26 protein-coding genes are annotated in these 25,449 nt (G+C 72.5%); 14 read left to right on the top strand and 12 right to left on the bottom strand.

The features are described 5' to 3' along the window. Positions 1–28 precede the first annotated feature (28 nt). Positions 29–1,339, bottom strand: a complete 1,311-nt coding sequence (locus G011_RS0103905; protein ID WP_019607329.1) for an FAD-binding oxidoreductase — start codon at positions 1,337–1,339, stop codon at positions 29–31. A 95-nt stretch (positions 1,340–1,434) separates the two neighbouring features. Here G011_RS0103905 and G011_RS0103910 point away from each other — a divergent pair, with 95 nt between their 5' ends. Then, positions 1,435–2,298: a sigma-70 family RNA polymerase sigma factor gene (locus tag G011_RS0103910; RefSeq protein ID WP_019607330.1), complete on the top strand. Its 864-nt coding sequence runs from the start codon at positions 1,435–1,437 to the stop codon at positions 2,296–2,298. An 18-nt stretch (positions 2,299–2,316) separates the two neighbouring features. On the opposite strand, the gene G011_RS0103915 is transcribed toward G011_RS0103910, so the two are convergent. After that, positions 2,317–2,859: an MOSC domain-containing protein gene (locus G011_RS0103915; protein WP_019607331.1), complete on the bottom strand. Its 543-nt coding sequence runs from the start codon at positions 2,857–2,859 to the stop codon at positions 2,317–2,319. Positions 2,860–3,095: 236 nt separating this feature from the next. Between G011_RS0103915 and G011_RS0103920 the strand changes: the two genes are divergently transcribed. The 3 genes from G011_RS0103920 to G011_RS0103930 all read left to right on the top strand — a co-directional run bounded on the left by G011_RS0103920 (position 3,096) and on the right by G011_RS0103930 (position 5,369). Beyond that, complete coding sequence (locus tag G011_RS0103920) at positions 3,096–3,563, top strand: hypothetical protein (protein WP_019607332.1); 468 nt, start codon at positions 3,096–3,098, stop codon at positions 3,561–3,563. 109 nt (positions 3,564–3,672) lie between these two features. Continuing rightward, complete coding sequence (locus G011_RS0103925) at positions 3,673–4,539, top strand: LLM class flavin-dependent oxidoreductase (protein ID WP_019607333.1); 867 nt, start codon at positions 3,673–3,675, stop codon at positions 4,537–4,539. 104 nt (positions 4,540–4,643) lie between these two features. Beyond that, positions 4,644–5,369 carry a Mut7-C RNAse domain-containing protein gene (locus tag G011_RS0103930; RefSeq protein ID WP_019607334.1) on the top strand — a complete coding sequence of 242 codons (726 nt, stop codon included), beginning with the start codon at positions 4,644–4,646 and terminating at the stop codon, positions 5,367–5,369. Between the two features lie 32 nt (positions 5,370–5,401). Here G011_RS0103930 and G011_RS0103935 read toward each other — a convergent pair whose 3' ends face one another. From G011_RS0103935 to G011_RS0103950, 4 genes are all read right to left on the bottom strand, one after another. Beyond that, positions 5,402–6,586 carry a GDSL-type esterase/lipase family protein gene (locus G011_RS0103935; RefSeq protein ID WP_019607335.1) on the bottom strand — a complete coding sequence of 395 codons (1,185 nt, stop codon included), beginning with the start codon at positions 6,584–6,586 and terminating at the stop codon, positions 5,402–5,404. Positions 6,587–6,672: 86 nt separating this feature from the next. Then, on the bottom strand, positions 6,673–7,242 hold the full coding sequence (locus G011_RS0103940) for a TetR/AcrR family transcriptional regulator (protein WP_019607336.1): 570 nt from the start codon (positions 7,240–7,242) through the stop codon (positions 6,673–6,675). A gap of 163 nt (positions 7,243–7,405) precedes the next feature. Next, positions 7,406–8,380: a magnesium/cobalt transporter CorA gene (gene corA / locus G011_RS0103945; protein ID WP_019607337.1), complete on the bottom strand. Its 975-nt coding sequence runs from the start codon at positions 8,378–8,380 to the stop codon at positions 7,406–7,408. Between the two features lie 152 nt (positions 8,381–8,532). Beyond that, positions 8,533–9,540: a YafY family protein gene (locus G011_RS0103950; protein ID WP_019607338.1), complete on the bottom strand. Its 1,008-nt coding sequence runs from the start codon at positions 9,538–9,540 to the stop codon at positions 8,533–8,535. Positions 9,541–9,805: 265 nt separating this feature from the next. Here G011_RS0103950 and G011_RS0103955 point away from each other — a divergent pair, with 265 nt between their 5' ends. Beyond that, the gene (locus G011_RS0103955) at positions 9,806–10,228 is read left to right on the top strand and encodes a VOC family protein (RefSeq protein WP_019607339.1); all 423 of its coding nucleotides are present in this window, start codon (positions 9,806–9,808) and stop codon (positions 10,226–10,228) included. A 72-nt stretch (positions 10,229–10,300) separates the two neighbouring features. On the opposite strand, the gene G011_RS0103960 is transcribed toward G011_RS0103955, so the two are convergent. Both G011_RS0103960 and G011_RS0103965 read right to left on the bottom strand, forming a co-directional pair. Then, positions 10,301–11,206 (bottom strand): aminoglycoside phosphotransferase family protein, encoded by a 906-nt coding sequence (locus tag G011_RS0103960; RefSeq protein ID WP_019607340.1) that lies wholly within the window; start codon positions 11,204–11,206, stop codon positions 10,301–10,303. Between the two features lie 438 nt (positions 11,207–11,644). Continuing rightward, positions 11,645–12,505 (bottom strand): helix-turn-helix transcriptional regulator, encoded by an 861-nt coding sequence (locus G011_RS0103965; protein ID WP_231391370.1) that lies wholly within the window; start codon positions 12,503–12,505, stop codon positions 11,645–11,647. A gap of 87 nt (positions 12,506–12,592) precedes the next feature. Between G011_RS0103965 and G011_RS0103970 the strand changes: the two genes are divergently transcribed. The 3 genes from G011_RS0103970 to G011_RS0103980 all read left to right on the top strand — a co-directional run bounded on the left by G011_RS0103970 (position 12,593) and on the right by G011_RS0103980 (position 14,159). Next, complete coding sequence (locus tag G011_RS0103970) at positions 12,593–13,357, top strand: SDR family oxidoreductase (RefSeq protein WP_026337997.1); 765 nt, start codon at positions 12,593–12,595, stop codon at positions 13,355–13,357. 301 nt (positions 13,358–13,658) lie between these two features. After that, positions 13,659–13,868 (top strand): 4-oxalocrotonate tautomerase family protein, encoded by a 210-nt coding sequence (locus tag G011_RS0103975; protein ID WP_019607343.1) that lies wholly within the window; start codon positions 13,659–13,661, stop codon positions 13,866–13,868. Positions 13,869–13,904: 36 nt separating this feature from the next. Then, complete coding sequence (locus G011_RS0103980) at positions 13,905–14,159, top strand: transposase (RefSeq protein WP_019607344.1); 255 nt, start codon at positions 13,905–13,907, stop codon at positions 14,157–14,159. 87 nt (positions 14,160–14,246) lie between these two features. Here the strand turns inward: G011_RS0103980 and G011_RS31595 are convergent, their stop codons facing one another. Further along, positions 14,247–14,612: a hypothetical protein gene (locus G011_RS31595; protein ID WP_019607345.1), complete on the bottom strand. Its 366-nt coding sequence runs from the start codon at positions 14,610–14,612 to the stop codon at positions 14,247–14,249. A gap of 481 nt (positions 14,613–15,093) precedes the next feature. Further along, entirely contained in the window at positions 15,094–16,296 is a 1,203-nt protein-coding gene (locus G011_RS0103995) for an NAD(P)/FAD-dependent oxidoreductase (protein ID WP_155979708.1), read from the bottom strand. Positions 16,297–16,440: 144 nt separating this feature from the next. Between G011_RS0103995 and G011_RS0104000 the strand changes: the two genes are divergently transcribed. Then, positions 16,441–17,013, top strand: a complete 573-nt coding sequence (locus tag G011_RS0104000; protein ID WP_026337998.1) for a TetR/AcrR family transcriptional regulator — start codon at positions 16,441–16,443, stop codon at positions 17,011–17,013. Then, positions 17,010–18,551, top strand: coding sequence for an MFS transporter (locus G011_RS0104005; protein ID WP_026337999.1), 1,542 nt, complete (start codon positions 17,010–17,012; stop codon positions 18,549–18,551). The genes G011_RS0104000 and G011_RS0104005 overlap by 4 nt, the downstream gene beginning before the upstream one ends. Before the next feature lie 89 nt (positions 18,552–18,640). Here the strand turns inward: G011_RS0104005 and G011_RS0104010 are convergent, their stop codons facing one another. Further along, a complete protein-coding gene (locus G011_RS0104010) occupies positions 18,641–19,066 on the bottom strand; it encodes a Tn3 family transposase (protein WP_019607350.1) in 426 nt (141 codons plus the stop codon). A gap of 508 nt (positions 19,067–19,574) precedes the next feature. Between G011_RS0104010 and G011_RS0104015 the strand changes: the two genes are divergently transcribed. Next, entirely contained in the window at positions 19,575–20,432 is an 858-nt protein-coding gene (locus tag G011_RS0104015) for an inositol monophosphatase family protein (protein ID WP_026338001.1), read from the top strand. A gap of 378 nt (positions 20,433–20,810) precedes the next feature. On the opposite strand, the gene G011_RS0104020 is transcribed toward G011_RS0104015, so the two are convergent. Beyond that, positions 20,811–21,734, bottom strand: a complete 924-nt coding sequence (locus G011_RS0104020) for a helix-turn-helix transcriptional regulator (RefSeq protein ID WP_019607352.1) — start codon at positions 21,732–21,734, stop codon at positions 20,811–20,813. Between the two features lie 133 nt (positions 21,735–21,867). On the opposite strand from G011_RS0104020, the gene G011_RS0104025 reads away from it, so the two are divergent. From G011_RS0104025 to G011_RS0104035, 3 genes are all read left to right on the top strand, one after another. After that, positions 21,868–23,103: an MFS transporter gene (locus tag G011_RS0104025; protein ID WP_019607353.1), complete on the top strand. Its 1,236-nt coding sequence runs from the start codon at positions 21,868–21,870 to the stop codon at positions 23,101–23,103. Between the two features lie 64 nt (positions 23,104–23,167). Further along, positions 23,168–24,211 (top strand): zinc-dependent alcohol dehydrogenase family protein, encoded by a 1,044-nt coding sequence (locus G011_RS0104030; protein ID WP_019607354.1) that lies wholly within the window; start codon positions 23,168–23,170, stop codon positions 24,209–24,211. Positions 24,212–24,420: 209 nt separating this feature from the next. Next, on the top strand, positions 24,421–25,350 hold the full coding sequence (locus tag G011_RS0104035; RefSeq protein WP_019607355.1) for a ribonuclease Z: 930 nt from the start codon (positions 24,421–24,423) through the stop codon (positions 25,348–25,350). Positions 25,351–25,449: the final 99 nt, after the last annotated feature.

Genomic DNA, 25,449 nt, shown 5'->3' on the forward strand with positions numbered 1-25,449 from the left:
GCGGCACACCGCCCGGACCGGGCCCGCGTCAGCCCAGCACCGGGTAGTTGGACCGCACCACATTCTGCGGGTCGCGCTCGGCCTTGATCCGCCGCAACCGCTCCAGCGCCCGCGCGGAGAACACGTCGGCGACCGACTCCCCCGGCACCAGCGAGGTCAACGGTTTGCGGACGCTGACCTGCGACCCCAGCGACGCCACCAGCCCCTCCATACGCGCCCGGATCTGCGGAGCCATCCGCGGGCTGAACGGCACGCCCATCGCGTAGAGGTAGTAGCGCTCGTCCATCGGACCGAACGGGGTGTCGGAGGCGTCGGCGAACGCGCCGCCCAGGTGGCGTACCTGCACGCCCAGAAGCGGGGCGATCGGCTCGGCCAGCAGCGCCCCGACCGCATCCGGACCCAGGTCGGCCAGCAGCGCGGCGCGCGCCAGGCCCGGCGAGGGGTCGGTGGGTTCGGCGGTGATCGACCCCAGTCCGGTCAGCGGCAGCACCCCGCGGGTGTCGCGCAGCGGCCGCCCGGCCGCCTCCAGCGGACGCAGCAGCTCACGCGCCCGCTCCGGCCCGCCCAGGAAGGTCGCGTCCACCGACACCGTCGGTTCCTGACCCGGGACGTGGTGCAGGTTCAACCACACCGTCAGCTCCCGAGGCGCGTGCGCGGTGACCTCGGTGTAGGCCGCCAGCACCCGCTCCGCCCGATCGGCGGCCCACACCACGCGCCCGCCGTACAGCCGCGGCGCGGGATGCAGGGCCAACTCCAGGGCGGTGACCACCGCGAAGTCGCCCCCGCCGCCGCGCAGCGCCCAGAACAGGTCGGGGTCGGACTCCGCCGTCACCCGCACCCGCTCCCCCCGGGCGTCGACCACCTCCAGGGCGACGACGCCGTCGGCCGCCCACCCGTGGCGGCGGCCGAACCAGCTCAGACCCCCGCCCAGGGTGTACCCGGCCACGCCGACCACCGGGGAACTGCCCGGCAGACCGGTCAGGCCGTGCGCGGCGGCCGCCTCCTGCACACGCCCCCAGGGCACACCCGCGCCCACACGGGCCACCCTTCGCTCAGGGTCCACACTCACCTCGTCCAGTGCCTTGGTGCGCAGCAGCACCGCGCCCTTGACGTCACCGGAGGCGCCGTGCCCGGTGGGCTGCGCGGCCACCGCCAGCCCCTCCCGGTGGGCGTGGCGGACCAGGGCGGCCACGTCGTCGGCGTCGGCGGCCTCCACCACCGCCGCCACGGGCTGGTCCACGGACAGGCTCCAGGGACGCCGGGCCGTGTCGAACCCCTCCTCGCCGCCGGTGAGCACAGGTCCGCGCAGCAGCGAACGCAGTTCGTTCCAGGTGTTCATGGATCTCCTCGTCGAAACCGGTCACATCGGGCCGCATTCAGACGTCAGCCCGATGAATCGAAACCACGACGGACGCCGACGAAGGAATGTGACAGATGAACACGGACGAGATGTGGGCCGCGCTCTTCGAGGAGCACCGAACGCTGCTGCGCTCGATCGCCCACCGGATGCTCGGATCGGCGAGCGAGGCCGAGGACGCGGTGCAGGAGACGTGGCTGAGACTGAGCCGCTCCGACGCCCAGAGCATCGACAACCTGGCCGGATGGCTGACCACCGTCGTGGGCCGGGTGTGCCTGGACATGCTGCGCTCGCGCGCCTCGCGCCGCGAGGACCCGGTGGGCGAGGACACGCCCGAACCCTTCCTGGCCGCCCCGCAGACCGACCCCGAGCAGCAGACGCTCCTGGCCGACTCGGTGGGGACGGCGCTGCTGGTGGTCCTGGACACGCTCACCCCGGCCGAACGGCTGGCGTTCGTACTGCACGACCTGTTCGCGCTGCCCTTCGACCAGATCGCGTCCATCCTGGAACGCACCCCGGCGGCCGTCCGGCAGCTGGCCAGCCGCGCGCGGCGCCGTGTGCGCGGCGCGGACGCCGACGGCACGCCCGACCCGGCCCGGCGGTACCGGGTGGTGGAGGCGTTCATGGCCGCGGCGCGCGGCGGCGACTTCGAAGGGCTGATGGCGGTGCTGGCCCCCGACGTGACCGTCAGCGCCGACGAGATCGCGACGATGCGGGGCGTGCCCACGGCCACCAGCGGAGCCGAGGCGGTGGCGGGCCAGGCCATCGCCTTCTCACGCCTGGCCCAGGCCGCGCGTGTGGTGACCGTGGACGGCCTTCCCGGGCTGGTGTCCCTGTCGCAGGGGCGGCCCTACGCGGCGCTCGCGTTCACCGTCGAGGGCGACCGCGTCGTCGGCATCCGCGTGCACGCCGACCCCGAGCTGCTGGCCTCACTGGTGTGAGGGGCCCGGGGCCTCTCCTCAGACCCGTTCGAGAGGTGTGTGGGCACCCTGGGGTGTCCACACGCGCACAGCCATACCGGGTTCGACGATGCCGCTGGTCAGCACGACGCCCATGACTCCGGCCCTGCGCACCACGGTGCCGTCCTCCCCGCGACGCAGAACCTGTTTGAGCAGCCCCCGGGAGAAGCCGTCGATCTGCGCACAGGGATTGCGCAGGCCGGTGACCCGCACACTGGCCCCGTCACCGAAGGACAGGACGGTGCCCGCGGACAGGGACAGCAGGTCCAAGCCGCGGGTGGTGATGTTCTCGCCTAGTTGTCCAGGGGCGACCGCGAACCCGGCCTCGCCGACCTCCTCCAGGAGTTCGGCGGCCACCAGGTGGACCTGGCGCAGGTTGGGCTGGTCGGGATTCACCGCGATCCGGGACAGGTGCTGAACGGTGGCGCCCAGGTGGGCGTCCCCCTCCACGCCCAGCCCTGCCAGAAGGCGGATCCGTGGCAGGACCTCCTTGCTGAAGGTGTGTCCGGAACCGCAGCTGACCGACTCCACCACCGGGCCCATGGGCGCCGCCTTTTCGCTCGGGTGCACTGGGCCCCAGCCTAACGAGCCCGCCCCCCGGGGGGCCGTCCCCGTGACCGGAGGCGCCGTCGGCGCGACCCGCCCTGGAGTGACGCGCACCACACCGGCTGGGGTATGGACACCACGGAGGCGGGGCACAAACGTCGGCGACGAGGCCACCGCCGCGCGGCCTCCCCTCACCCCCGGACGTGCGCGGCCCGACCCATGGACGGGGCACCATGACCACCACCCTCCACCGGATCCGCGTCCTGGCCGCCGCCGGGGCCGCGACCGCCCTGCTCGGCGGCTGCGCCGGAGCGCAGGAGCAGGACGCGGCGACCCCCGACCCCTCGGCCGCCGACGCCTCCCCTCCCGGGGACGCCTCCCCCTCTCCCACCGCCCCGGCGCCGCCCGAGGCCGCCGACGGCACCGACCTGCAGGCCTGCGCCGACGCCGACTGCGAGGTGCTGGTGGAGAGCGGCGACGAGTTCGCCATGGACGGTTCCCACGGCGTGGACCGGTTCGTGGTCGACGCCGTGGGCGAGGACGGGCTGGACGTCAGCGGCTACGGCCCCGGCACCACCCTGTCGGGCCACCTCCCGCCCCCGGACGAGGAGGGGCCCGGGGGCGTGTTCGTCATGAACGGCTTCGAGATCACCCTGGTCGCCGTGACGGACTCCGGCGGCGTGGTGCGCCTCGCGCCCTGAGCGACCGCCCGGGCCCTCCCCCGTCGATGGAGGACCCGGTCCGCACCACCGGGGGCGGGGAGGGCAAAAGTCGTTGTCCCCGCCCACCCCCGCCCGGTAGAACGGCACCATGACCGAACTCGGAGCCGTCTTCCGCCCCCAACTGCCCCCCGAGCGCCTGCGCTCCGTGGCCCGCGCGGCCGACGAGGCCGGACTCGACCAGCTCTGGCTGTGGGAGGACTGCTTCCTGGAGAGCGGCGTGGCCGCCGCCTCCGCAGCCCTGGCCTGGACCGAGAACCTCACCGTGGGCGTGGGCCTGCTCCCCGTCCCCCTGCGCAACGTCGCCCTGACCGCGATGGAGACCGCCACCCTGCACCGGCTCTTCCCCGGCCGCGTGCGCATCGGCGTGGGCCACGGCGTGCAGGACTGGATGGCCCAGGTCGGCGCGCGCCCCGACTCCCCGCTCGCCCTCCTGCGCGAACACCTGGACGCGCTGCGCGCCCTGCTGGCCGGGGAGCGGGTCACCTCCCGGGGCCGCTACGTCACCTTGGACGACGTCGCCCTGGACTACCCGCCCACCGCTCCCGTCCCCGTACTGGCCGGTGCCCGCGGACCGCGGACCCTGCACCTGAGCGGACAGGCCGCCGACGGCACCATCCTGGACGCCGCGGCGGGAGTGGACGGCGTGCGACGGGCACGGAGACTGGTCGACCAGGGACGCGAGGCCGCAGGGCGTCCCGGCCACCACCCCGTGACCGTCTACCTGCTCGCCGCCACCGGCCCCGACGCCGACCGGCGCATGGCCGCCGAACTGCGCGCCGAGGGCCTGACACCGCAGACCGGCGTGGCCGGAGACGCCGACCGCATCGCCGAGGCGGCGCGGCACATGGCCGAGGCCGGAGCCGACACCGTGGTGTTGCAGCCCACGGCCGACGAGCCCGACCCCGAGGGCTTCGTGCGCTTCACCGCCGAACGGGTCCGCCCGCTCCTGTCCTGAACCGCGCACCGACCGCGCCGGGTACCTGCCGCACCGCGGCCCGCCGCGACCGATCGGCCCCATGGTCCGCGGGCGGGAACGGACCGCTGGAAGGAAGAGAACCGATGCTGGACCTGAGCTTCGCGCCCGAACTGCGGTTCTTCCTGCCCTCACGGCACCGGAGCGGAACCGTGCGTCTGGAGGGCGACTCCACCTCCACCCTCGGACACGTCGTCCAGTCGTTGGGCGTACCCCTGACCGAGGTCGGCGCGCTGCGCGTCGACGGCCGCACCACCCCCGCCTCCCACATCCCCGCCCCGGACGAGGCCGTGGAGGTCCTGCCCGTGCAGTACCCGCAGCGCCTGCCCTTCGCCGAGCCGCGGTTCCTGCTCGACGTGCACCTGGGCACCCTGGCCCGGCGCCTGCGCCTGCTGGGTCTGGACACCGCCTACGACAACGACCGCGACGACCCCTCCCTGTTCCGCCAGGCCAACGCCGAGGACAGGGTGCTGCTCACCCGCGACCGCGGACTGTTGAGCCGCAGCGGCCTGCGGGCAGGCGGCTACGTGCGCGAGCAGCGGCCCGCCGGGCAGCTGCGCGAGGTGCTGGAGCGCTTCGCCCCGCCTCTGCGGCCCTGGACCCGCTGTCCGGCGTGCAACGGCGAACTGGTGCACGCCGCCAAGGAGGAGGTACGCGAGGACCTGGAGGCGGGCACCCGCGCCACCTACGACGTGTTCGCGCGCTGCTCCGGGTGCGAGCGGGTGTACTGGCCCGGCGCCCACCACTCCCGGCTTGCCCAGATCGTGCGCGAGGCCCAGGAGCTGGTGTCCGCGCGCTCCGGCCCGGCCTGACCCGCGAGGGAAGGGCGGGCCTGTCGGGCCTCTCAGGGTCTGTGGCCGTGGAACGGGCCGCCCGCGCCGAAGGCGCGTTCGGCGAAGCGCTCACCGATGCGCCGGTGTGTGGCGGCGTCCGGGTGCAGGTCGTCGGGCAGCGGCAGCTCGGCGTTGTCCGCCTCACCGTAGAGTTCGCGGCCGTCGAGGTAGTGCAGGTTCGGGTCCTCGGCCGCGCGTTGGCGCACGACACGTGACAGCTCCTCGCGGATGACGGTGAGTGTCAGCTTTCCGGCGGCCCGCTCGCCGGGGTCGCCGGTGGCCCGGAACCGCAGTTCCCCGGCGCGCAGGGAGCCCGGGTCGAAGGCGCACGGGCCGGGCGTGTCCTCGTGGATGGGGCACAGGATCGGCGAGACGACCAGCAGCGGTGTACTGGGGTGCCCCTCCCGGAGGGTGTCCAGGAAGCCGTGCACCGCGGGACCGAAGGCGCGCAGGCGCATCAGGTCGGCGTTGACCAGGTTGATGCCGATCTTGAGGCTGATCAGGTCGGCGGGGGCGTCGCGCATGGCGCGGGCCGTGAACGGGTCGAGCAGGGCGCTGCCGCCCAGACCGAGGTTGACCAGTTCCACACCGCCGAGGGAGGCGGCCAGCGCGGGCCAGACGGTGGTGGGGCTGGCGGCGTTGGAGCCGTGGCTGATGGAGCTGCCGTGGTGCAGCCACACCCTGCGCCCCCGGTCGGGTGCGGGTTCGACGGCCGCGTCGGTGCGCAGGGCGACGAGTTCGGTGGTCTCGTTGTGCGGCAGCCAGATCTCGACGTCCTTGACGCGGTCGGGCAGGCCGGTGAAGCGCACGGTGGCCACCGGTCCGGGCCGGTGCTCGACCGAGCCGGTGGCCATGTCGACGGTCAGGGTGTCGCCGCCGGTCGCAGTGGCCTGGTCGACGAGGCGACCGTCCACGAGCAGGTCGTACACGCCGTCCGGGCGGGGCGGGGCTCCCGTGTAGGCGCGCTTGGTGGGCAGTGTGTCGAGTTCGACGGCGGTGGCCCGGGTCCGCAGGGCCAGCCGTACCCCGGAGGGCTGGGACTCGGCCATGAGCAGCTGCGGGTCCCCGCACTGGGCGCGGGCCCGCGCGGGCAGCCGGTGCGGCAGCACGCCGCGCTCGGTGCGCTCCAGGTCGAGGGCGCCGCGCAGGAGGTCCGCGGTGAGGGGTGTGGTGGTCCAGTGGTGCCGGGTGTTCATGGTGTCAACCTGGTGGTCGGGGCCGTCGTGAAGTCTGGTGGGTCGGCGGGCGCGGCTCGGCGTCGGCGGGAGGGCGCGGGCCGCGGTCAGGGCGCGGGCCAGTTGCGCAGCAGGGCGTCGAGGGCGTCCAGGGTCCGTGTCCAGGTCTCCTGGGTGTCGGGGGCGCTGTGGCTGAACCCTCCGCCCAGCTCCAGGGTCACGTAGCCGTGGAAGACGCTGCCCAGCAGGCGGACCGCGTGGGTCTGGTCCGGCTCGGTCAGGTCGTAGCCGCGCAGGATCGCCCGCGTCATCTGTGCGTGCCGGACACCGGCGCTGGCGGCGGCCGTCTGCGGGTCGAGTCTGAGCTGGGCCGCGGCGTAGCGGCCCGGATGCTCGCGGGCGTAGTCGCGGTAGACGTTGGCCAGGGCGGTCAGGGCGTCCTTGCCCGCCCGCCCGGCCAGGGCGTCGGCGGCCCGGTCGGCGAGTTCCTCCAGGGCGAGCAGGGCGATCTGTGTTCTCAGGTCCTGGGAGTTGCGCAGGTGTGAGTACAGGCTGGCGACCCTGACGTCGAAGCGCCGGGCCAGCTCCGAGACGGTCACCCGCTCGAAGCCGACCTCGTCTGCCAGCTCTGCTCCCGCCTCGGTGAGGCGTTCGGTGGTCAGTCCCGCGTGTGCCATAACCTCTCCCCCATCTGCCAGAAACCACTGTACTTTTCCCTAAGGGCTTTAGGCAAGGGGTTGTGTGTATCAGGGAGAAGCCTGTGCGGCACGGGGAGGGAATCCGTGTTCGTGGACCGTGCCCGGACCGGAGAGGAAGCCGCGCCCTCCCGGCCCGGGGCGTCTACAACCAGCCGTTCTTGCGCAGCCGGTGGTAGGCCAGGCCGGAGGCGCCGACCATCACGCCCATGATGAGGGGATATCCGAACAGCCAGTGCAGTTCGGGCATGTGGTCGAAGTTCATGCCGTAGAACCCGGCGATCATGGTGGGGATCGCGATGACGGCCGCCCAGGAGGAGATCTTGCGGACGTCCTCGTTCTGCTGCTTGCCCAGCAGGGCCAGGTGGGCGGTGAGCGCGCTGGTGAGCAGCTCGTTGTGGTCGTCGACCTGGTCGTCCACCCGCAGCAGGTGGTCCAGGACGTCGCGGAAGTACTCCCGGGTCTCCTCGAACCGCTGGATGCGCCCCTTGGCGATCTCCTCCAGCACCGGGATGAGCGGGCTCTCCGCGCTGCGGAACTCCAGCACCTCGCGTTTGAGGTGGTAGATGTCCTCGGTCACGTCCGAGCCGCGGGGACGGAAGACCGCGCGCTCCAGCTCGATGATGTCGGACTCGATCTTGTGCACCACCGTGCCGTAGTGGTCGACGATCTCGTCGCACACCCCGTAGAGCACGGCGGCGGGGCCCATGGCCAGCAGGGTGGGATCGGCCTCCAGACGCCTGCGGACGCGGTCGAGCGGGTTGGCGGCGCCGTGGCGGACACTGACCACGAAGTCCTCGCCGATGAACAGCATCGCCTCGCCGACCTCGACGTCGGAGGTCTCCTCGTGGTAGGCGAGCGTCTTGACCACGGCGAACAGGGTGTCGTCGTAGTGTTCCAGCTTGGGGCGCTGGTGGGCGGTGAGCGCGTCCTCCACGGCCAGGGGGTGGAGGGTGAGCTCCTCCTCGATGAGGCCGAACTCCTCCGCGGTGGGTTCGTGGAGCCCGATCCACACGAAGCAGTCGCCCTGCTCGCGGCGGGCCTCGTCGAAGGCGTCGCTGATGTCGCCCTCGATCTCCTGGCGCCTGCCATCGTGGTAAATCGCCTTGTCTATGATCACGAACCACCATTATGGGCGCCACATCCCCTTCTGTACGCCCGATCCCGCGCACCGGCGGCCTCCGACCGGGGCTTCGCACCCCCGCCGGTCTCACCCTTCCGAGGCCGGGGCCGCCCGCACCCCGGAGTGCCGCGATCCGCTCTCCGGCGCGGTCAGCGCTCGGGGGCGCGGGCCTGACGGCCGCCGCCCGCGTAACGGCGGGCCAGCCGCGCGAAGGCGTCCTCGAGCTCGGGCGGTCCGACGACCTCGAAGTCGGCGTCGAAGCGGCCGACGGCCGAGGCCAGGCCGACCCACGACCAGGAGCCGAGGACCAGGCGGCAGCGCTCGGGACCCACCTCCTCAACCAGCCCGTCGTGCGCGAAGGGAGCGACGGCGCGGGCGGGCAGGTCGAGGATCACCTCACCGCGGCAGGGCCAGTCGACCGTTCCGTCCGCGCCCCGGAACCCGCCGATGAGGAAGGCCGCCACATCACCCCCGGGCACCTCCCGAGGGGTGAACCGGGGGCCGTTGGGACTGCGCAGCGCGACGCGGTCCACCCGCAGGGTCCGCCAGTCCTCGCACTCGACGTCCCAGGCCAGGAGGTACCAGCGCCCCGCCCAGGTGACCAGGTGGTGGGGCTGGACCCGGCGCGGGCTCACGGCGGCCTCCTCCCGGGACGAGGCCGCCGGAAGGGCGGGGGCGTAGTCCAGGCGCAGTTCCTCGCGGGCGTGCACGGCGGCGCTGATCGCCGTGAGCAGCCCGCCGTCGGCCCGCGCCTGCGGGGCGGCGGGCGGCGCGACCACGGCGACCCGGACCGCGTTGATCCGTTGGCGCAGGCGGGCGGGCATGACCTGTCGAACGGTGTTGAGGGCGCGCGCCGCGGCCTCCCCGATCCCGGCGCCGGTGGCCGTGGCCGCCTGGAGCGCGACGGCCAGCGCGACGGCCTGCTCGTCGTCGAACAGCAGCGGGGGCATCCGCGACCCCGCGTCGAGCCGGTACCCGCCGTCGGGCCCCTTGAAGGTCGTGATCGGGTAGCCGAGTCCACGCAGACGGTCCACGTCACGGCGGACCGTGCGCGCACTGACGTCCAGACGGTCGGCCAGGTCCTGACCCGACCAGTCCCGGCGGGTCTGGAGCACGGAGAGCAGCGCCAGCAGGCGGGCGGAAGTCTTCATCACCATGGGATCCATCCTGCTGGAAGTAGAGGACACACCCTGGCCCCTACCCCTGCCAATGTGAGACCGCAGACGCCGACGGGGACCGACACAGGCGCGGTCATCGCAGGTCACGGCCCCTTGGCGGCGGGCACCAGGTACCCGCCGCCAAGGGGAGCGGCGGCGTCCGCCCGGCCTCGGGCCGGGCGGACGCCGCGGTCACGCCGGACCGCCCGCCCGTGACACGGACCCGCTCGGCGCATGTCCACACCCACACGACCAGGGAGCCAGCATGTCCATCACGACCACGACCCACCTGAACCTGCGCGGCGACGCCCGCGCGGCGCTCGACTTCTACCACTCCGTCTTCGGCGGGAACGTCGTCGCCGTCACCTACAAGGACGCGGGCAACGTGACCAACCCCGACGAGGCGGACTGGGTGGTCTGGGGCCAGGTGGTCGCGGACAACGGGTTCCGCGTCATGGCCTACGACGTGCCCTCGGCGATGCCGTGGGACCAGGGCGAGAACGCCGTCTTCGTCTCCGTGCGCGGTGACAGCGCCGACGAGATCACCGGCTTCTGGGAGAAGCTGTCCGTGGGCTCGACCATCGTGCAGCCACTGGAGCCCTCCCAGTGGGCACCGCTCTACGGGATGCTCAAGGACCGCTTCGGCGTCGTCTGGGTCCTGGACGTCGCGGCCCCCTACAACGGCTGACCCCGCGCGGAGGGGTGTGCGCCGGGCCGAGCACCCGCCCGGTGCACACCTTTCTCCCTGCCGGAGCCCTGTTCAGCCCTTGGTGAGGCGCCGTAGCGCGGCGCGGGCGGGCGCCCCCCAGCTGGCGTGGCCGCCCGCGCGTCCGCGGACCCCGGCCTCACCGACGAGGAGGCCGCCCAGGGCGCACAGCACGGCCCACCCGCGGGCCCGGCGCAGGGTCGCGGGGTCCGGGGTCGGCCGGTAGGCGCGGTAGAAGCGCCTGACGGCGCCGTCCGGCAGCAGGATCCAGGCGGCGGCCAGGTCGCAGGCCGGGTCGCCCGTGGACAGGTCGCCGAAGTCGACCACCCCGCAGAAGGTGCCGTCCGCGGTCAGGACGTTGGCCGGGTGCAGGTCGCCGTGCAGCCACAGCGCGGGGCCCCGCCACGCGGGTGCGGCGACGGCGTTCCTCCAGATCGCGCGGACGGCGTCCGGATCCTCGACCAGCCCCATCGCGGTGGCCGAGGCGAACTGTTCGCGGAACTGCTCGGCGCAGGCGGCGAGGGGTCCGCCCTTGCGGCCGGCGGGGGCGTTGTCGGGGGCGGGCTGGTGCAGAGCGGTCAGGAAGGCGGCCAGGTCCTCGGCCGCTCGTTCGGCGTTCGTGGCGGGGGCCAGGTCGGCGGGTGTGCCCGGTACCCAGGTGGTGACGATCCAGGGCCGCTCGAACCGGGGGCTGGGCACGCCCAGTCGCACCGGGACCGGAACCGGCAGGGGAAGGCGCGGGGCGAGTGTGGGCAGCCAGGGGAGCTCTGCGCGCATCAGCGCGTCGGTGGACAGCGATGACCAGGGCAGCCGGACCGCGAGGTCATCGCCCAGCCGCCACATCTGGTTGCCCCAGCCCCGCGTCCCCGAGTGCAGGGGGCGGTCGGCGAGGTCGGGGTGCTGTTCGAGCAGCAGACCTCGGACCAACTCCGCGGTGAGGCCGATCGGGGGATGCGCCATGGCAAGCAACAGTAGTTCACCGATCCAGTCGCGTTCGCTGCCGGCATGTGTACGCCCCGCTGGGCCCCGTCGCCTCCGGACGGGGCCCAGCGGGGGCGGACCAAGCAAGCCCGAAAGGGGCAACGGCCGCCGGGTTGGTCTGCGCCGCGTTCGTGATCGATGTGTTCTCACGCCGCGTGGTGGGCTGGTAGGTGTCGCGGTCGCTGCGCACCAGCACGGCCCCGGACGCGTCGGCCCCGGGCCCTTGAAGAATCCGGCACGAGACACTCAAGGACCGCTTCGGTGTGGTCCGGGTCCTGGACGCGGCGGCCCCGTACAACGGCTGACCTTCCGTGGAGGGGTGTGCGCCGAGCCGTGTGCCCGCCCGGCGCGCACCCCCCGTTTCCAACCCGGACGGTGAGGGGCGCTACACGGCCCGGGATCGTGGTCGGGAGGTCCTCAGAGCGCCGGTCCGGTGACTTCCTGGGTACCGAGAACGGCGAGCAGGTCAAGGAGGTCGGCGCTGTCGGTGCCGACCGCGGGGGTGAACCAGAGCAGCCGCTGCCGGCCGTCCTCGCTGAACAGGTGGAGGCAGTTGACCTCGATCAGGCCGAGCGTGGGGTGGTCGAGGCGTTTGCGGTCGTCGCGCCGGAACGCCACGTCGTGTTCGGCCCACAGGGCGGCGAATTCGGGGGAGGCGTCGGTCAGCGAGCTGATCATCGAGCGGACTTCGGTGTCCTTGGCGTCTCGTCTGGCAGCGGCTGCCCGCAGGTCGGCGACGAAGGCCCGGGACTGGCCCTCGTGGTCGGCTTCGGGGTACATCTGCCGGGCGCCGGGCTCGGTGAACCACCGGTGGACGAAGCTGGCCCGAGCGCCGCGGAGGCCGGAGTGGTCCCCGAGCAGCGCTATCGCCAGCGGGTTCTGCACGAGGGTGACGTGCAGGTCGGTGATGACCTGTGCGGGTGTCGACGTCAGACGGATGAGCAGGTCGAGCATGCCGGGGTGGACGTGCGAGGCCGGTCCGCCGTGCGCGGGCACCGGGCGGTCGGCCAGGTGGTAGAGGTAGTCGCGCTCGTCGGCGGTCAGGCGCAGGGCCCTCGCCAACGCGGCGACCATCTGCTCGGAGGGCTGGGATCCGGCACCGCGTTCGAGTTCGTTGTAGTAGTCCACCGATGCGCCTGCGAGCTGGGCGACCTCCTCGCGGCGCAGCCCGGGCACCCGGCGGCGGAGCCCGTGGGGAAGTCCCACATCGGCCGGACGGATGCGTTCACGCCGAGAGCGCAGGAAAGCTCCCAGCTCGGTGTATCTCACAGAACCCATGCCGTCTATTCTGCGTCCGGCCGGGCCGGCGACACAGGGGATGGGATCCCCTGGTTCCGCCGGTCAACGGCGTGCACCGTGGAGGACATGACTACGGAGCACACCACAAGCACCCCTTCGCCGGACACGCGTGTCGCCGTCGTTACCGGCGGGTCACGCGGCATCGGCCGAGCGGTCTCCCTCGGACTCGCCCAGGACGGCCTCGCCGTCGTGGTGAACTACGCCCGCGACGCGGCCGCCGCCGAGGAGGTGGTGGCGGCGATCACCGCCGCCGGCGGGCGGGCGGTCTCGGTGCGGGCGGACGTGGCGGACGAGCACGCGGTCGCCGAGCTGTTCGACCGGGCCGAGCAGGTGTTCGGCGAGGTGGACGTCGTGGTGAACTGCGCCGGCCGGCTCGCTCTGTCGCCCATCGCCGACCTCGACCTGGCGGTGCTCGACGCCGTACACCGCACCAACATCCGCGGCGCTTTCGTCGTCGCCCAGCAGGCCGCCCGACGACTGCGCGCGGGCGGCTCGTTCGTGGGCTTCTCGACCTCCGTGGTCGGCACCAGCTTCCCCGCCTACGGCGCGTACGCGGCGAGCAAGGCGGCCGTCGAGTCGATCACGCTGATCCTCGCCCGCGAGCTGCGCGGGCAGGACATCACCGTGAACACCGTCGCCCCGGGCCCCACGGCCACGGACATGTTCCTCGAAGGCAAGACGCCCGAGCAGATCGACCAGCTCGCCAAGGCGGCGCCCCTGGAGCGGCTGGGCACCCCCCAGGACATCGCCCAGGTGGTCGCCTTCCTCGCCAGCCCGGCAGGGCACTGGGTGAACGGCCAGGTCATTCGGGCCAACGGGGGCCTGGTGTGACGCCGCGGTCGGACGCCGCACCCCGTCGTCCCCGGCGCCAGGCCGGGCGGCACCGACCGCTTCCCCCCTGCCGACAACCGTTGACGCACGCACCGGCCCCAGCCGCGACGGCTGCGAGGTGGAGTCGCTCATGTGCGCCCGGATCCGGGCGCGGTCCCGCCAACGGCTCGGCACCGACGAGCCGCTGACCCCCGCGTCGGCACCTGCCGACGCCTACACCAACCGAGAACGGCACCGTGGCCACACGTTCTCGGACACACGCTTCCGCATCACGGGAGAACCCATCCAAGGAGGAACACCCATGCCTTTCGCCAACTTCAAGGTCCCCGCGGGCACCATCACCCCCGAGGACAAGAAGAAACTCGTCGAGCGCACCACCGAGCTGTACGTGGAGATCTACGGTGAGCGGGCCCGACCCACCACCGTCGTGCTGGTCGACGAGGTCGCCGACGGCGGCTGGGGCGTCGCCGGCGGCGTCCTGACCGCCGCCATGCTCAACGGAGACGCCTGACCTGCCTGCCGTGCGGGGCTCGGCGCGCTGGGCCCGGTGCTCGACTCCGTGGTCCTGTTCAACACCAGTTACATGGACGCCGCGGTGGACAAGCTGCGCGGCGAGGGGTTCGACGTGTGTGAGGCCGACGTGGAGCGGCTGTCGCCGTTCACCTGCCGCCGCAGCGCCATGCCGGACAGCCACTCCTTCTCCCTACCGGAGATGGTCGGCGGACCTCGGCCGCTGAGGGAGGCCGACGACGGGGCGTGGGCTCCCGGGCCCGTCCAGAGGGCGTGGCGGCCACGGGCATGAGGGCGTTCGACCCCCTGCTCGACGATCCCAAGGTATGCCCCAGGTCCAGGTCCTGGAACGGACGGGTTCCGGAGAGCCGGAATCCGGTCAGGCCGGGGCCTGGACCCCCGCCAGGGTCAGCCGCAGCAGCCGCCGCGCCTCCCCGGCGGCGTCCGCGCGCCCCTCGGTCGCCAGGGCGATCCCGCTCACCAGGGTCACCAGGTCAGCCGGGGTCGCCCCCGGTGCTGCTGCGCCGTCCCGCACGGCGCGGTGCAGCAGCGGGGCGACGGCGGCCGTGAGCCTGGCCGAACACGCCTCCGTGTCGTCGGTGCCCACGAGCCCCTCCGCCACCAGGACCTCGGCCATCCCCCACGACGAGGACGCGTAGTCGGTGAACGCCTCCAGCCACCGCGTCAGGGCCTCTCGTGCATCGGCGGTGTCGGCGAGTTCCGCAGGCCTGCACCCGGCGGGCACCGGCCACGACTGGATGAACGCGGTCCCCCGGGTGGGACGCCCCGAACACGCCAGGGCCCTGGGGCTCGACGTCACCTCGTTCGAGAAGTGGACCCGGGAACACGCGGCCGCCTTCGCCTGCGCGGGTGCCTGACCCCGGTGCGCGGCCCTTGTAGGCCAGGTGGCAGATGGCCCGGTCCCGCGGTCCTGCGTCGCGGGCCACGGTGCGCAGGAATCGCAACAGCGTGCGCTGGTCCAGGGTGCGGGGTGCAGGGGGCGGGGCAGGTGTTCGCGCACCACCGGAGGCCGGCCCGAGCCGCGCAGGGCGAAGAAGGCGTCCACGGCTGCGAGCCGGTTGTTGATGGCGGCCGCGCCCAGACGGGCGCCCCGGCCGGTGCGGGTGTTCTTCAGATGCCGACGCCAGTCCCGCGCGGCCGGGTCGGTGAGAGGGGCGCCGTCCACGGCGCCGATCTCGCGGGCCTTGCTTGCCCCTGGCCCCTGCTCAAGAGCGGACCCGGTGGACGGTGGACAGGTCCACGGTGCCGTTCAGCGCCCTGCGGCCGGGTGCGGAGAGCGCCTGGGGCAGGGTCCGGACCAGTTCACCGGCTCCACCGAGGAGGGTCGCCCACCGGCTCTTGGACTCCGGCCGTGTGGCGTACTCCACGGCTCGCGCGGTGGTGTGCTGGCTCGCCTGCACGAAGGGGCGCACGTGCGCCTCGTAGGAGGCGAACGCGGCCGTGGTGTCCTCGCCGTGCCTTTGGAGTGCTTTGGCCAGGGTCACCGCCCCCAGGAGTGCGCCGTGGGCCCCCAGTCCGGAGAGCGGGTCGATGCAGTGGGCGGCGTCGCCGAGCAGGACGACGCGGCCCGAGGACCAGCGGGGGGCGCGAACCTGGGTGAAGCGGGTGAGCAGCGTGTCCTCGGCCTCCAGTACGCCTTCGGCTATGGGGGTGAGGTCGCCCCCCATCTCGTGCAGGACCGCGGCGACCTGCTCGGCGAGCGGCCGGGTGTCGGTGACGGGGCGGGGGGTCGGCAGGGCGGCGATGATCTGCGTCTTGTCGGTGTCGGGGTAGGGGTAGGCGAAGACCACGGTGCGATTGCGGCTCACGACCAGGCCGTCAGCACCGGGCAGGGGGCGGTTCACCGTCGTCCACAGCAGTGACAGGCCGTTGCGGTACAGGCTCGTCTCCTGGGGGGAGAGCGCCAGGTTGCGCACGGTGGAGTGGAGGCCGTCGGCGCCGACGACGATGTCGAAGGGCTCCGCCGAGCCGTCGTCGAAGCGGGCCTGCACGTCCTCGGCGCGGTGCTCCAGCGTCTCCAGCCGCACCCCCAGGCGCACGTCGACCTCTTCGGGCACGTGCTGGAGCAGCTCCTCGATCAGCTTCACCCGGTGGGACAGGCGGGCTTTCCCGCCGACGAAGGTGACCTTGCAGGGGCGGGGCCCGCGGGTGAGCCGGAAGGCCGTCGCCGGGCTGGTGGCGCTCGTGCGCGTGATGATGTCCTCGGCGTCCATCGCGCGCAGGATCTCTTGGGCGGTGGTGTCCAGGTCCAGCACGAAGCCGCCGACGTGGGGTGTCGAGCTGGCGTCGACCAGGACCACGTCCCATCCCGTGTGGTGCAGCCACCAGGCCGCCGCGCTCCCGGCGATACCCCCGCCGACCACCAGGGCTCGGCGCCCGCCCGCCACAGAATCTGCTCTTGGACCCACGGAATGTCTCCTTGCTCGTTAGGTGTGGCCGTACTCGGCGTTCGTCCAGATGAGAGCGCCACACAATAAATGTACGCAGGTACATGTACGGTCGTACATGTACGATGGTACATTAATAGGGTCGGTTGAGAAGAAGGAGTGCGGATGAGTGCAACGAACGGCGCAGCCACGCGCAGCCCCCGTGATCCCGAGGCGCGCCGCCGGGCGCTCGTGCGGGCGGCGGCCGAACTGATCCTGGAGTCCGGCGACCTGACCCACCGCCAGGTCGCGGCGCGTGCGAAGGTGCCCCTGGGCTCCACCACCTACTACTTCTCCTCGCTGGGCGATCTGCGCGCGGCCGCCCTGGAACAGCTGGCGGACGAGATCAACGACGAACTCGCCGTGATCGCGCAACAGGTGGCCGAGGCCGACGGGGACCCCCGGGTGCTCGCCGGCCTGTTGCACGCCTACCTCAGCAACACCGACCAGGTGCGCGCCGACGCGGCCCTGTACAGCAACGCCGCCCAGGATCCCGCCCTGCGCCACCTGGCGCTGCGCTGGTTCGACGGGTTCGTCCAGATGGCCTCGGCGTGGACCGACCCCGTCACCGCCCACAACATCGGTGTCTACATCGACGGGGTCACCCTGCACGCGACCCTGGCCGACGAGCCCTTGGACCTGACCACCCTGACCCGCGGCCTCACGGCCCTGCTGCGCCCCCGGGACGAGGAAGCATGACCACCCACCACCAGTCACCACCGGCAACACTGAGCCGGGCCCGCAGATGGGCGGCTCTGGCCGTGCTGTCGGCGAGCCTGGTCGTCATCTCCATCGACATGACGATCCTGAACGTGGCGCTGCCGCACATCACCGCGGACCTGACCCCGACCGCGGCCCAGCAGCTGTGGATCATCGACATCTACGCGCTCGTCCTGGCGGGCCTGCTCGTGCCCATGAGCGCCCTGGCGGACCGCTTCGGGCGCAAGCGCATGCTGCTCACCGGCTTCGCCGTGTTCGCGCTCGCCTCACTGCTCGTGCTGGCCGCGACCACACCCGCCCTGGTGATCGCGATCCGGGCGCTGCTCGGCGTGGGCGGGGCGATGATCATGCCCACCACTCTGTCGATGATCCGCGTGGTCTTCACCGATCCCCAAGAGCGCGCCACCGCCCTGGGCATCTGGGCGGCGGTCTCCTCGGTCGGCATGGCCGTGGGCCCGGTCGTGGGCGGGCTGCTGCTCGAACTCGGCGCCTGGCAGTCCGCGTTCCTGATCAACGTCCCCCTCATGGCGATCGCCCTGGTCGCGGGCCTGTTCCTGCTGCCGGAGTTTCGCAGCACCATCCCGCCGCGCTGGGACAGCCTGGCGGCGCTGGCCTCCATCGGCGGCATGGTCGCCCTGGTGTGGTCGATCAAGAAGTTCGCCGGCGAGGGGTTCACCGCCCCCGAGGCCTGGGCGGCGTTCGCCGTGGCCGCGGTGGTCCTGACGTGGTTCGTGCGGCGCTGCCTGACGCAGACCGACCCCATGCTGGACCTGCGCCTGTTCCGCAGCGCCCCGTTCACGGCGGGCATCGTGGCGGCGCTGACGTTCATGTTCGCCATGTCGGCGCTGCTGCTCCTGGCGGCGCAGTGGCTGCAACTGGTGCAGGGCGCCTCACCGTTGGAGGCCGGTGTGGCCATGCTGCCCGCCGTGCTGGCCGTGGGCGTGGCCTCTCCGCTGGCCCCGGCGCTGGCCGCCCGCATCGGGGCCCGTGCCGTGCTCGGCGGGGGCCTGGCCGTGGCCGGGGTGGGTTTCCTCGTCGTCTTCCTGGCACCCGCCCCGCTGACCTACGGGTGGATGGTCCTGGCCATGATGCTGCTCGGGGCGGGGGGCAGCTCCCTGGCCGTGGGCTCGGCCATCATCATGTCGGGCACCCCCCAGGACAAGGCCGGCAACGCCGCGGCCCTGGAGGAGACCAGCTACGAACTCGGCAGCGTTCTGGGCGTGGCGATCCTGGGCAGCGTCGCCGCGGCCGTCTACAGCGCGGGACTCGCCTCGACCGCGCTGAGCGGCTTCGGCCTGGACGGGGCCCAGGCCGACGCGGCCCGCGAATCCTTGGGCGGCGCCGCTGGAATCGCCGCGCAGACCGGCTCGCAGGAGCTGATCGCCTTGGCCAACCAGTCCTTCGTGGAGTCCCTCGCACAGACCGGGCTCGTGGGCTTTGCCGTGATGACCGTGGCCGCGGTCGCCGTCACGCTTCTGGTGCCGCGCTCGCTGGACCTGTCCAAACACGCGCACTGACCCCGGCGACGGCCGCTGCCGCGACGAGCGCGGCAGCGGCCGTCCGCGCTCCTGGGTCCGAACGGCACCTCAGCTGCACAGTCCGCGGTCTACTCCACGTGTAGAACCCGCAGGGGGCGCAGGACCTCGACGGCGGGGTCGGTGGGGAAGGTAGAGGAGCCCAGGAAGTTGATGTGGTCGAACCCCAGCGGGGACAGGCGGGCGCACATCTCCTCCGTGGCGGGAAACCCGCCGGAGCGCAACCGGGTGACGGCGGCGTCGATGTAGAGCGAGTTCCACCCCACCACGGCGTTGAGCACCAGCCCCGGGGCTCCGAGCCGGTCCTCCAGCCCTTGGCGGTAGCGCTGCCGGAGTTCGCCGCGGTTGCCGAAGCAGATCTTGCGGGCCAGGGCGTGGCGGGACTCGGAGACGCGGTCGGCTTCGGTGCGCAGCCACTCCAGCTCGGAGAAGCGGGCCCGGCCCCGGACCCCGACCAGGGCGCCGTTCCCCAGGTCGGAGCTGTCACCGACGGCCACTGGAAGCACCTGACCGCAGGGCCCTGGCAGGTCGGCTCCCCGGTGGATCTAATAACGTTTCGTTGGTTACGTTATTAGTTAACGTAAAGCCAATATGCACACGCAATGAAGGCCCAGGCACCCCCGCATTCTCACCTCCGATAAGTGAACCTTATAAGGTGTTACTACATGTGTTGCTACAAAGAGGCTGGGGGAGCCCGGAGTTTCGTTGGCGCCGCCGCCAGGGGCCGCTGAGCAGGGATCGAAAACGCGACGGATACAGCGAGGGCTGTACTACCGTCGCGTGACCCCGAGGCCCTCGTGTCCCGGCGTACGCGACCTACTCCACTCTCACCCGGAGTGCTCCGGTCTGGTGAGATTCGCAGACGGTCTGCGCAGCCAGGCAGTTCCCTTCGCGGTTGACGTGCTCACTCCGCTCAGCTCTCTCATCCGAAGTGCTCCCGTGCTCTGTATCTGCTGGGCTACGTAGGGAACGTGGTCGCATGGGGTACCAACGAGAAGGAGCGCTATGACAGACCCAGCAGTTCTGGTGCTGGCGCACCACCTGGCCGACCGAGCAGGAGCCATCGCACAGCACCACTTGGCCGCGGATGGCCTCACTGTCCGCACCAAGGGAGACGGAAGTCCGGTCACCGACGTTGACCGGGAGATCGAACAAACCCTGTGGTCCCAGATCCGCCAGCGCTACTCCAACGACGCACTCCTCGGCGAGGAGTCCGACGCCTTTGGTACCGCCCACCGCCGCTGGATCATCGACGGCATCGACGGAACCGCGAGTTTCATCGCTGGTGAGCCGGAGTGGAGCACGCTGATTGCCATTGAGGAAGGCGACGACATCACTTTGGGCATGGTCTCCGCACCAGCGCTGGGTCGCCGCTGGTGGGCGGTTCCAGGCACCGGCTCATGGGAGGGGCCGTATTCCTCCCAGTCACCGACACCCCCGCATCGTCTGTCCATCGCTGATGGTGGTGACGTGCACGATGCCACTCTCGGGATCTGGCCGCCCTCCACCAGGATGAGCGAATCCCAACGCACCATCGCAGCGACACTCGCCGAACACGTCGCACATACCCGGCCCTTGCTCGAGTGGTCCACGGCCGGTCCCACCACGCCTGCGCCCCGGAAACCGTCCGCCGGATCTGGCACCTGTCATGGCGGCCTTCTTGTCGCGACCGGTCAATTGGATGCCTTCCTTCTGATGGGAGCAGGCCCGTGGGACATTGCCGCGCTGGTACCCATCGTCCAAGAGGCTGGCGGCGTCTTCAGTGACCTCGCTGGCCAGCAGCGCATTGACACGGGTGTCGCTCTGTTCGCAAGATCCGGCCTCCACCAACAGCTCCTGGACATCGTCGCGTCCGCTTGTTGACTCGAACACTCACAGGCAGGAACACGTTCGTGACCACCTTTCTGGCTACTGCCAACATCAGCGAGGGGCTGATGCTCCATCCGGACCACGCCTGTGGCAGTCGTGTACGGACACAGTTCTCTGAGCAGGTCAGCTGAGAGAAATGCGAACAGTGGACAGGTTGTTTGTGACTCCTTGCAGTTGGATTCTCCATCAACCTGCTGAACTCGCTGTTCAGGACCTTGCCCGTCGCGCAGATCAAGTAGGGGCAGTCCTCCCCCCCCGGGCGAGGAGGACTGCCCCAGGAGGTGGGCGCTTCCTCCACCGGTCGGCGGCGAGCGCGTACAGAACGCGGGCCCCGTCGGCACCGGCGCAACAGGGCGCGGTGGCGGGTGGGCGCTACTCCCTGCCCGGGCCGGTCTCGGGAGCGGTCAGCGGATCCTGCTCCTGCCGCCCGCGAGCCGTGGTGGGCGCGGACCAGCTCGCCAGGAGCGTGAGCCGTTCCTCGTGCGGGGTCCCCGGCTCGGCGGTGTAGAGCGACAGCTCGTGCACGGCCCGCGGCGGGGTCGGCAGGTCCAGGGACCGGTAGGTCAGCTCCAGACCTCCCACCTGGGGGTGGTGGAGGCGTTTGGCTCCGTGGTGGTGGATGCGCACGTCGTGCGAGGCCCACAGGGTGCGGAAGTCGTCGCTGAGGGTGGACAGCTCACCGATGAGTTCACGCAGTCCCCGGTCGTGGGGTTCGCGCCCGGCCTCGGCGCGCAGCAGCGCCACGGTCATCGCGGCCCCCTCCTGCCAGTCCACGAAGAAGTCACGTGAGGCCGGGTCCAGGAAGTGGTAGCGGGCGAAGTTGGCCCGCCCGTGGTCGGCGGTGGTCCGGCTGGCGAACATCGGCGCGTGCAGGGCCTCGGCCAGGGCGTTGGTCGCCACCACGTCCAGGCGGCCGTTGCGCACGAACGCCGCCGACATCGTGATGGAGTCCAGCATCCACTGCACGGGCGGCGCCAGGGCGGCCTCCCGGCGGCGGGTCGTCCTGCGGTGGGCCGGGCGGGCGGCGCGGGCCAGGTCGAACAGGTGTGTGCGCTCCTCCTCGTCCAGGCGCAGCGCGTGGGCGACCGCGTCGAGCACCTCTTCGGACACGCCCGCGATGTGGCCCTTCTCCAGGCGGGTGTACCACTCGACGCTCACACCGGCCAGGGTGGCGACCTCCTCACGGCGCAGCCCGGGCACCCGGCGGCGGGCTCCCGGGGGAAGCCCGACCTGCTGCGGGGACAGCTTGGCTCGTCGGCTGGCGAGAAAGCCCCTGATGTCCGCGCGGTTGTCCATGCCGTCCACGATAGGCGCAGGTGAGCGCGCCAGGGGGGTTGAGGTTGTACCCCCACGAACGCGACCTTCTCCGTGGCGGCGGCGGACGGTGGAGTGGGGCTGACACCGAAAGCACCACCACACGAGGTCCGCCATGCACGACGAAGCCACCCGGGTCTCCCGGAAGGATCGTTCGTCCCGCCTTCCCTTCGTCGTCTACGTTCTGGCGCTGGGCACGTTCCTGATGCTCACGACGGAGTTCGTCGTGGCCGGGATCCTGCCCGGCATCGCCGCCGACGTGGGGGTGGACCTCGCCCGGGCGGGGATGCTCATCACGGTCTTCGCGGTCGGCATGATCGTGGGCGCACCGCTCATGGCGATGCTGACCCTGCGGATGCCGCAGCGGGTCACGCTCATGCTCGCCCTGGGCGTGTTCGCCCTGGGGCACGTGATCGTCGCCGTCGGCTCCGACCTCGGGGTGCTGCTCGCCGCACGGTTCCTCACCGCGCTGGCGACCGGCGCGTTCTGGGCCGTGGCCGCGGTGGTCGCCACCCGCGTCGCGGACCCGGGGGCGGGCTCGCGCGCCGTGGGCGTCGTCAACGCCGGAGGGATGCTCGCGACCGTCCTGGGTGTTCCGCTCGGCGCGCTCGCCGCGCAGCTCGTCGGATGGCGCGGCACGTTCTGGGCGCTGGCGGTGCTCGCGGTCGTCGCGGTGCCCGTGATCGCCCGCCACGTTCCCCGCGGCGGCCCCGGACACCGGTCGCCGTCGGTCCGCTCGGAGCTGGCCGCGCTGCGCTCCGGGCGGCTGTGGTTGGCGTTGGCGGCCTGCGCGGCCACGACCGGCGGGGTGCTGGCCGCCTACTCCTACGTCGCTCCGCTGCTCACCGAGCACACGGGTATCGCCTCCCACCTCGTTCCGCTGGTGCTCGCCGGTTTCGGCGCCGGCTCGCTCGTCGGTTCCGTCCTGGGCGGCCGGCTCGGCGACACCCGCCCGCACACGGCGACGATCCTGGCGCCGCTGGCGACCGCCCTGATCCTGTTGGCGCTCTGCTTCGCCTCCAGCGCGCCGGTCCCCACGACGATCCTGCTCGCCCTGCTCGGGCTGTTCGGCCTCGGCGCGAACCCGGTGCTGATCACGTTGGCGGTGCGCTACGCCGCCCACGCGCCCACCCTGGGGTCCTCGCTCAGCGTCGCGGCCTTCAACTTCGGCACCGCGGCCGCCTCCTGGACCGGCGGCGCCGCCCTGGCCACCGGCCTGGGCGTCACCGGCCCCCTCGTCGTGGGAACGGCCATCGCCGCCCTGACGCTGATCCCCGCGACCGCGCTGGCCCTGCTCCAGCACCGCCGTGACAGGGAGGTGAGCCCCGAGGCCGCGAACGCCCTGCCCTGACCCGCACACCTTCGCCGCACCCGGCGGTCCCCGACGACGAACACCACCGAAAGAGAGACACACCATGCGCGCCACACTCATGTACAAGGCCGGAGACGTCCGCGTGGAGAACGTGCCCGACTCCCGGATCAAGCACCCCACCGACGCCCTGGTCCGCGTCACCGCGTCCTGCGTCTGCGGCAGCGACCTGCACCCCTACCACTCCATGAACGCCGACCAGGGCCCCGCCCGGATGGGGCACGAACTGATCGGCGTCGTCGAGGAGACCGGGGCGGAGGTCACCACGCTCAGGAAGGGCGACCTGGTCGTCTCACCGTTCGCGGTCTCCGACAACGCGTGCGCGTTCTGCCGCGAGAACCTGCACACCTCCTGCTCCCACCACGAGGCGAACTTCTGGGACGGCATCCCCGACGAGGGCGGCCAGGCCGAGGCGGTCCGCGTACCGCTGGCCGACGGCACCCTGGTCAAGCTGCCGGTCGCGCCCGACTCAGCGCTGATTCCCTCGCTGCTGACGCTGGCCGACGTGCTGGGCACCGGCTACCACGCCGCCAGGGCCGCGGGCGTGGCCCCCGGCCAGCACGTCACCGTGATCGGTGACGGCGCGGTGGGCCTGATGGCGGTGCTCTCGGCCAGGCGTCTGGGGGCCGAGCGGATCGTCCTCATGGGCCGCCACACCGACCGCACCGACCTGGGCCGGGAGTTCGGCGCCACCGACGTGGTCGCCGAGCGCGGCCAGGAGGGCATCGCCAGGGTCCGCGAGCTCACCGGAGGCCACGGCTCACACGCCGTCCTCGAAGCGGTCGGGCACATGCCCGCCTACGAGCAGGCCATCGGCGTCGTGCGCCCCGGCGGGGTGATCAGCCGCGTGGGCGTTCCGCAGTACGAGGAGGCGCCGATCGGCTTCGCCAGCCTGTTCCGGCACAATATCCGCCTGGCGGGCGGGCCCGCCCCGGTGCGCGCCTACATCGAGGAGCTGCTGCCCGACATCCTCGACGGGACCATCGAACCGGGCAGGGTCTTCGACGCCACCACCGACCTGGGCGGTGTGCCCGACGGCTACCGGGACATGGACGACCGCAGGAGCCTGAAGGTCCTCATCAGGCCCTGACGCGCGGCTCACCGGGTCCGCCCACGACAGTGGCGGGGGCGGACCCGGCCCCTGACCGCCCTCGCACCGCTTCGGGCGGAGGGCGCCGACTGCTCCGCTGGTCCGTCTCCAGGGAGGCGGAGGCGAGAACCGGCGCCCGCTCGCGGGTCCACGCGGGCCCGACCGCCTCCTGGCGGGGCCCTGCCCCGCGCTGTGGCAGGATCCCTCCCATGTCCGTACGCGAACTCGTGGTCCTGGGCACCTCCAGCGCGGTGCCCACCCGCCGCCGCAACCACAACGGCTACTTCCTGCGGTGGGACACCCACGGCGTCCTGTTCGACCCCGGTGAGGGAACCCAGCGCCAGATGCGCCTGGCGGGCCTGGCCGCCACCGACATCACCCGCATCTGCGTCACCCACTTCCACGGCGACCACTGCCTGGGCCTGCCCGGCACCATCCAGCGCATCGCCCGCGACCGGGTGCCCCACACCGTGCGCGTGGCCTACCCCGCCGACGGCCAGGACTACTGGCGGCGGCTGCGCCACGCCACCGCCTTCCACGACACCGACGTCGTACTCCCCCAGCCGGTCGGCGGCACCGGTTCCTGTCTGCTGGGCGAGCCGGACCTGCGCGTCACCGCGCTACCGCTGCGCCACTCGACCACCGCCTACGGCTACCGGCTGGCCGAACCGGACGGCTGGCGGATGCTGCCCGAGCGGCTGGCCGCCCACGGCGTGCGCGGCCCCATGGTCGGCGAACTCCAGCGGCGGGGGTCGGTCACCACCGCCCAGGGGCGCCGCGTGGAGCTGGCCGACTGCGCGCGGCCGCGCCGGGGCCAGGTCATGGCGTTCGTGATGGACACCGCCGAGTGCGAGGAGGCGGTCGAACTCGCGCGCGGAGCCGACATGCTGGTGATCGAGTCGACCTACCTGGACACCGAGGAGCACCTGGCCCGCGCCTACGGCCACCTGACCGCCCGCCAGGCCGGGCGCGTGGCCGCGCGCGCCGGGGCGCGCACCCTGGTGCTCACCCACATCTCCGAACGCTACGAGGACCGCGACGACGCCCGCTTCCTCGCCGAGGCCGCCGCCGAGTTCGACGGGCCCCTCACGCTGGCCCAGGACCTGCAACGCCTGCCGGTGCCGCCCCGCGACTCCTGAGCCGGGCCCGGTCGGGTAGAGTTCCGGGGCACCGAACCGCACAACCGAGGGGGTGAGGACGATCTCCGCTGTCGCAGGAGGGGCGTTCCCACCGCGAGG

Origin of the sequence: Nocardiopsis sp. CNS-639 (assembly GCF_000381685.1) — a bacterium.
Taxonomy (GTDB): Bacteria; Actinomycetota; Actinomycetes; order Streptosporangiales; family Streptosporangiaceae; genus Nocardiopsis; species Nocardiopsis dassonvillei.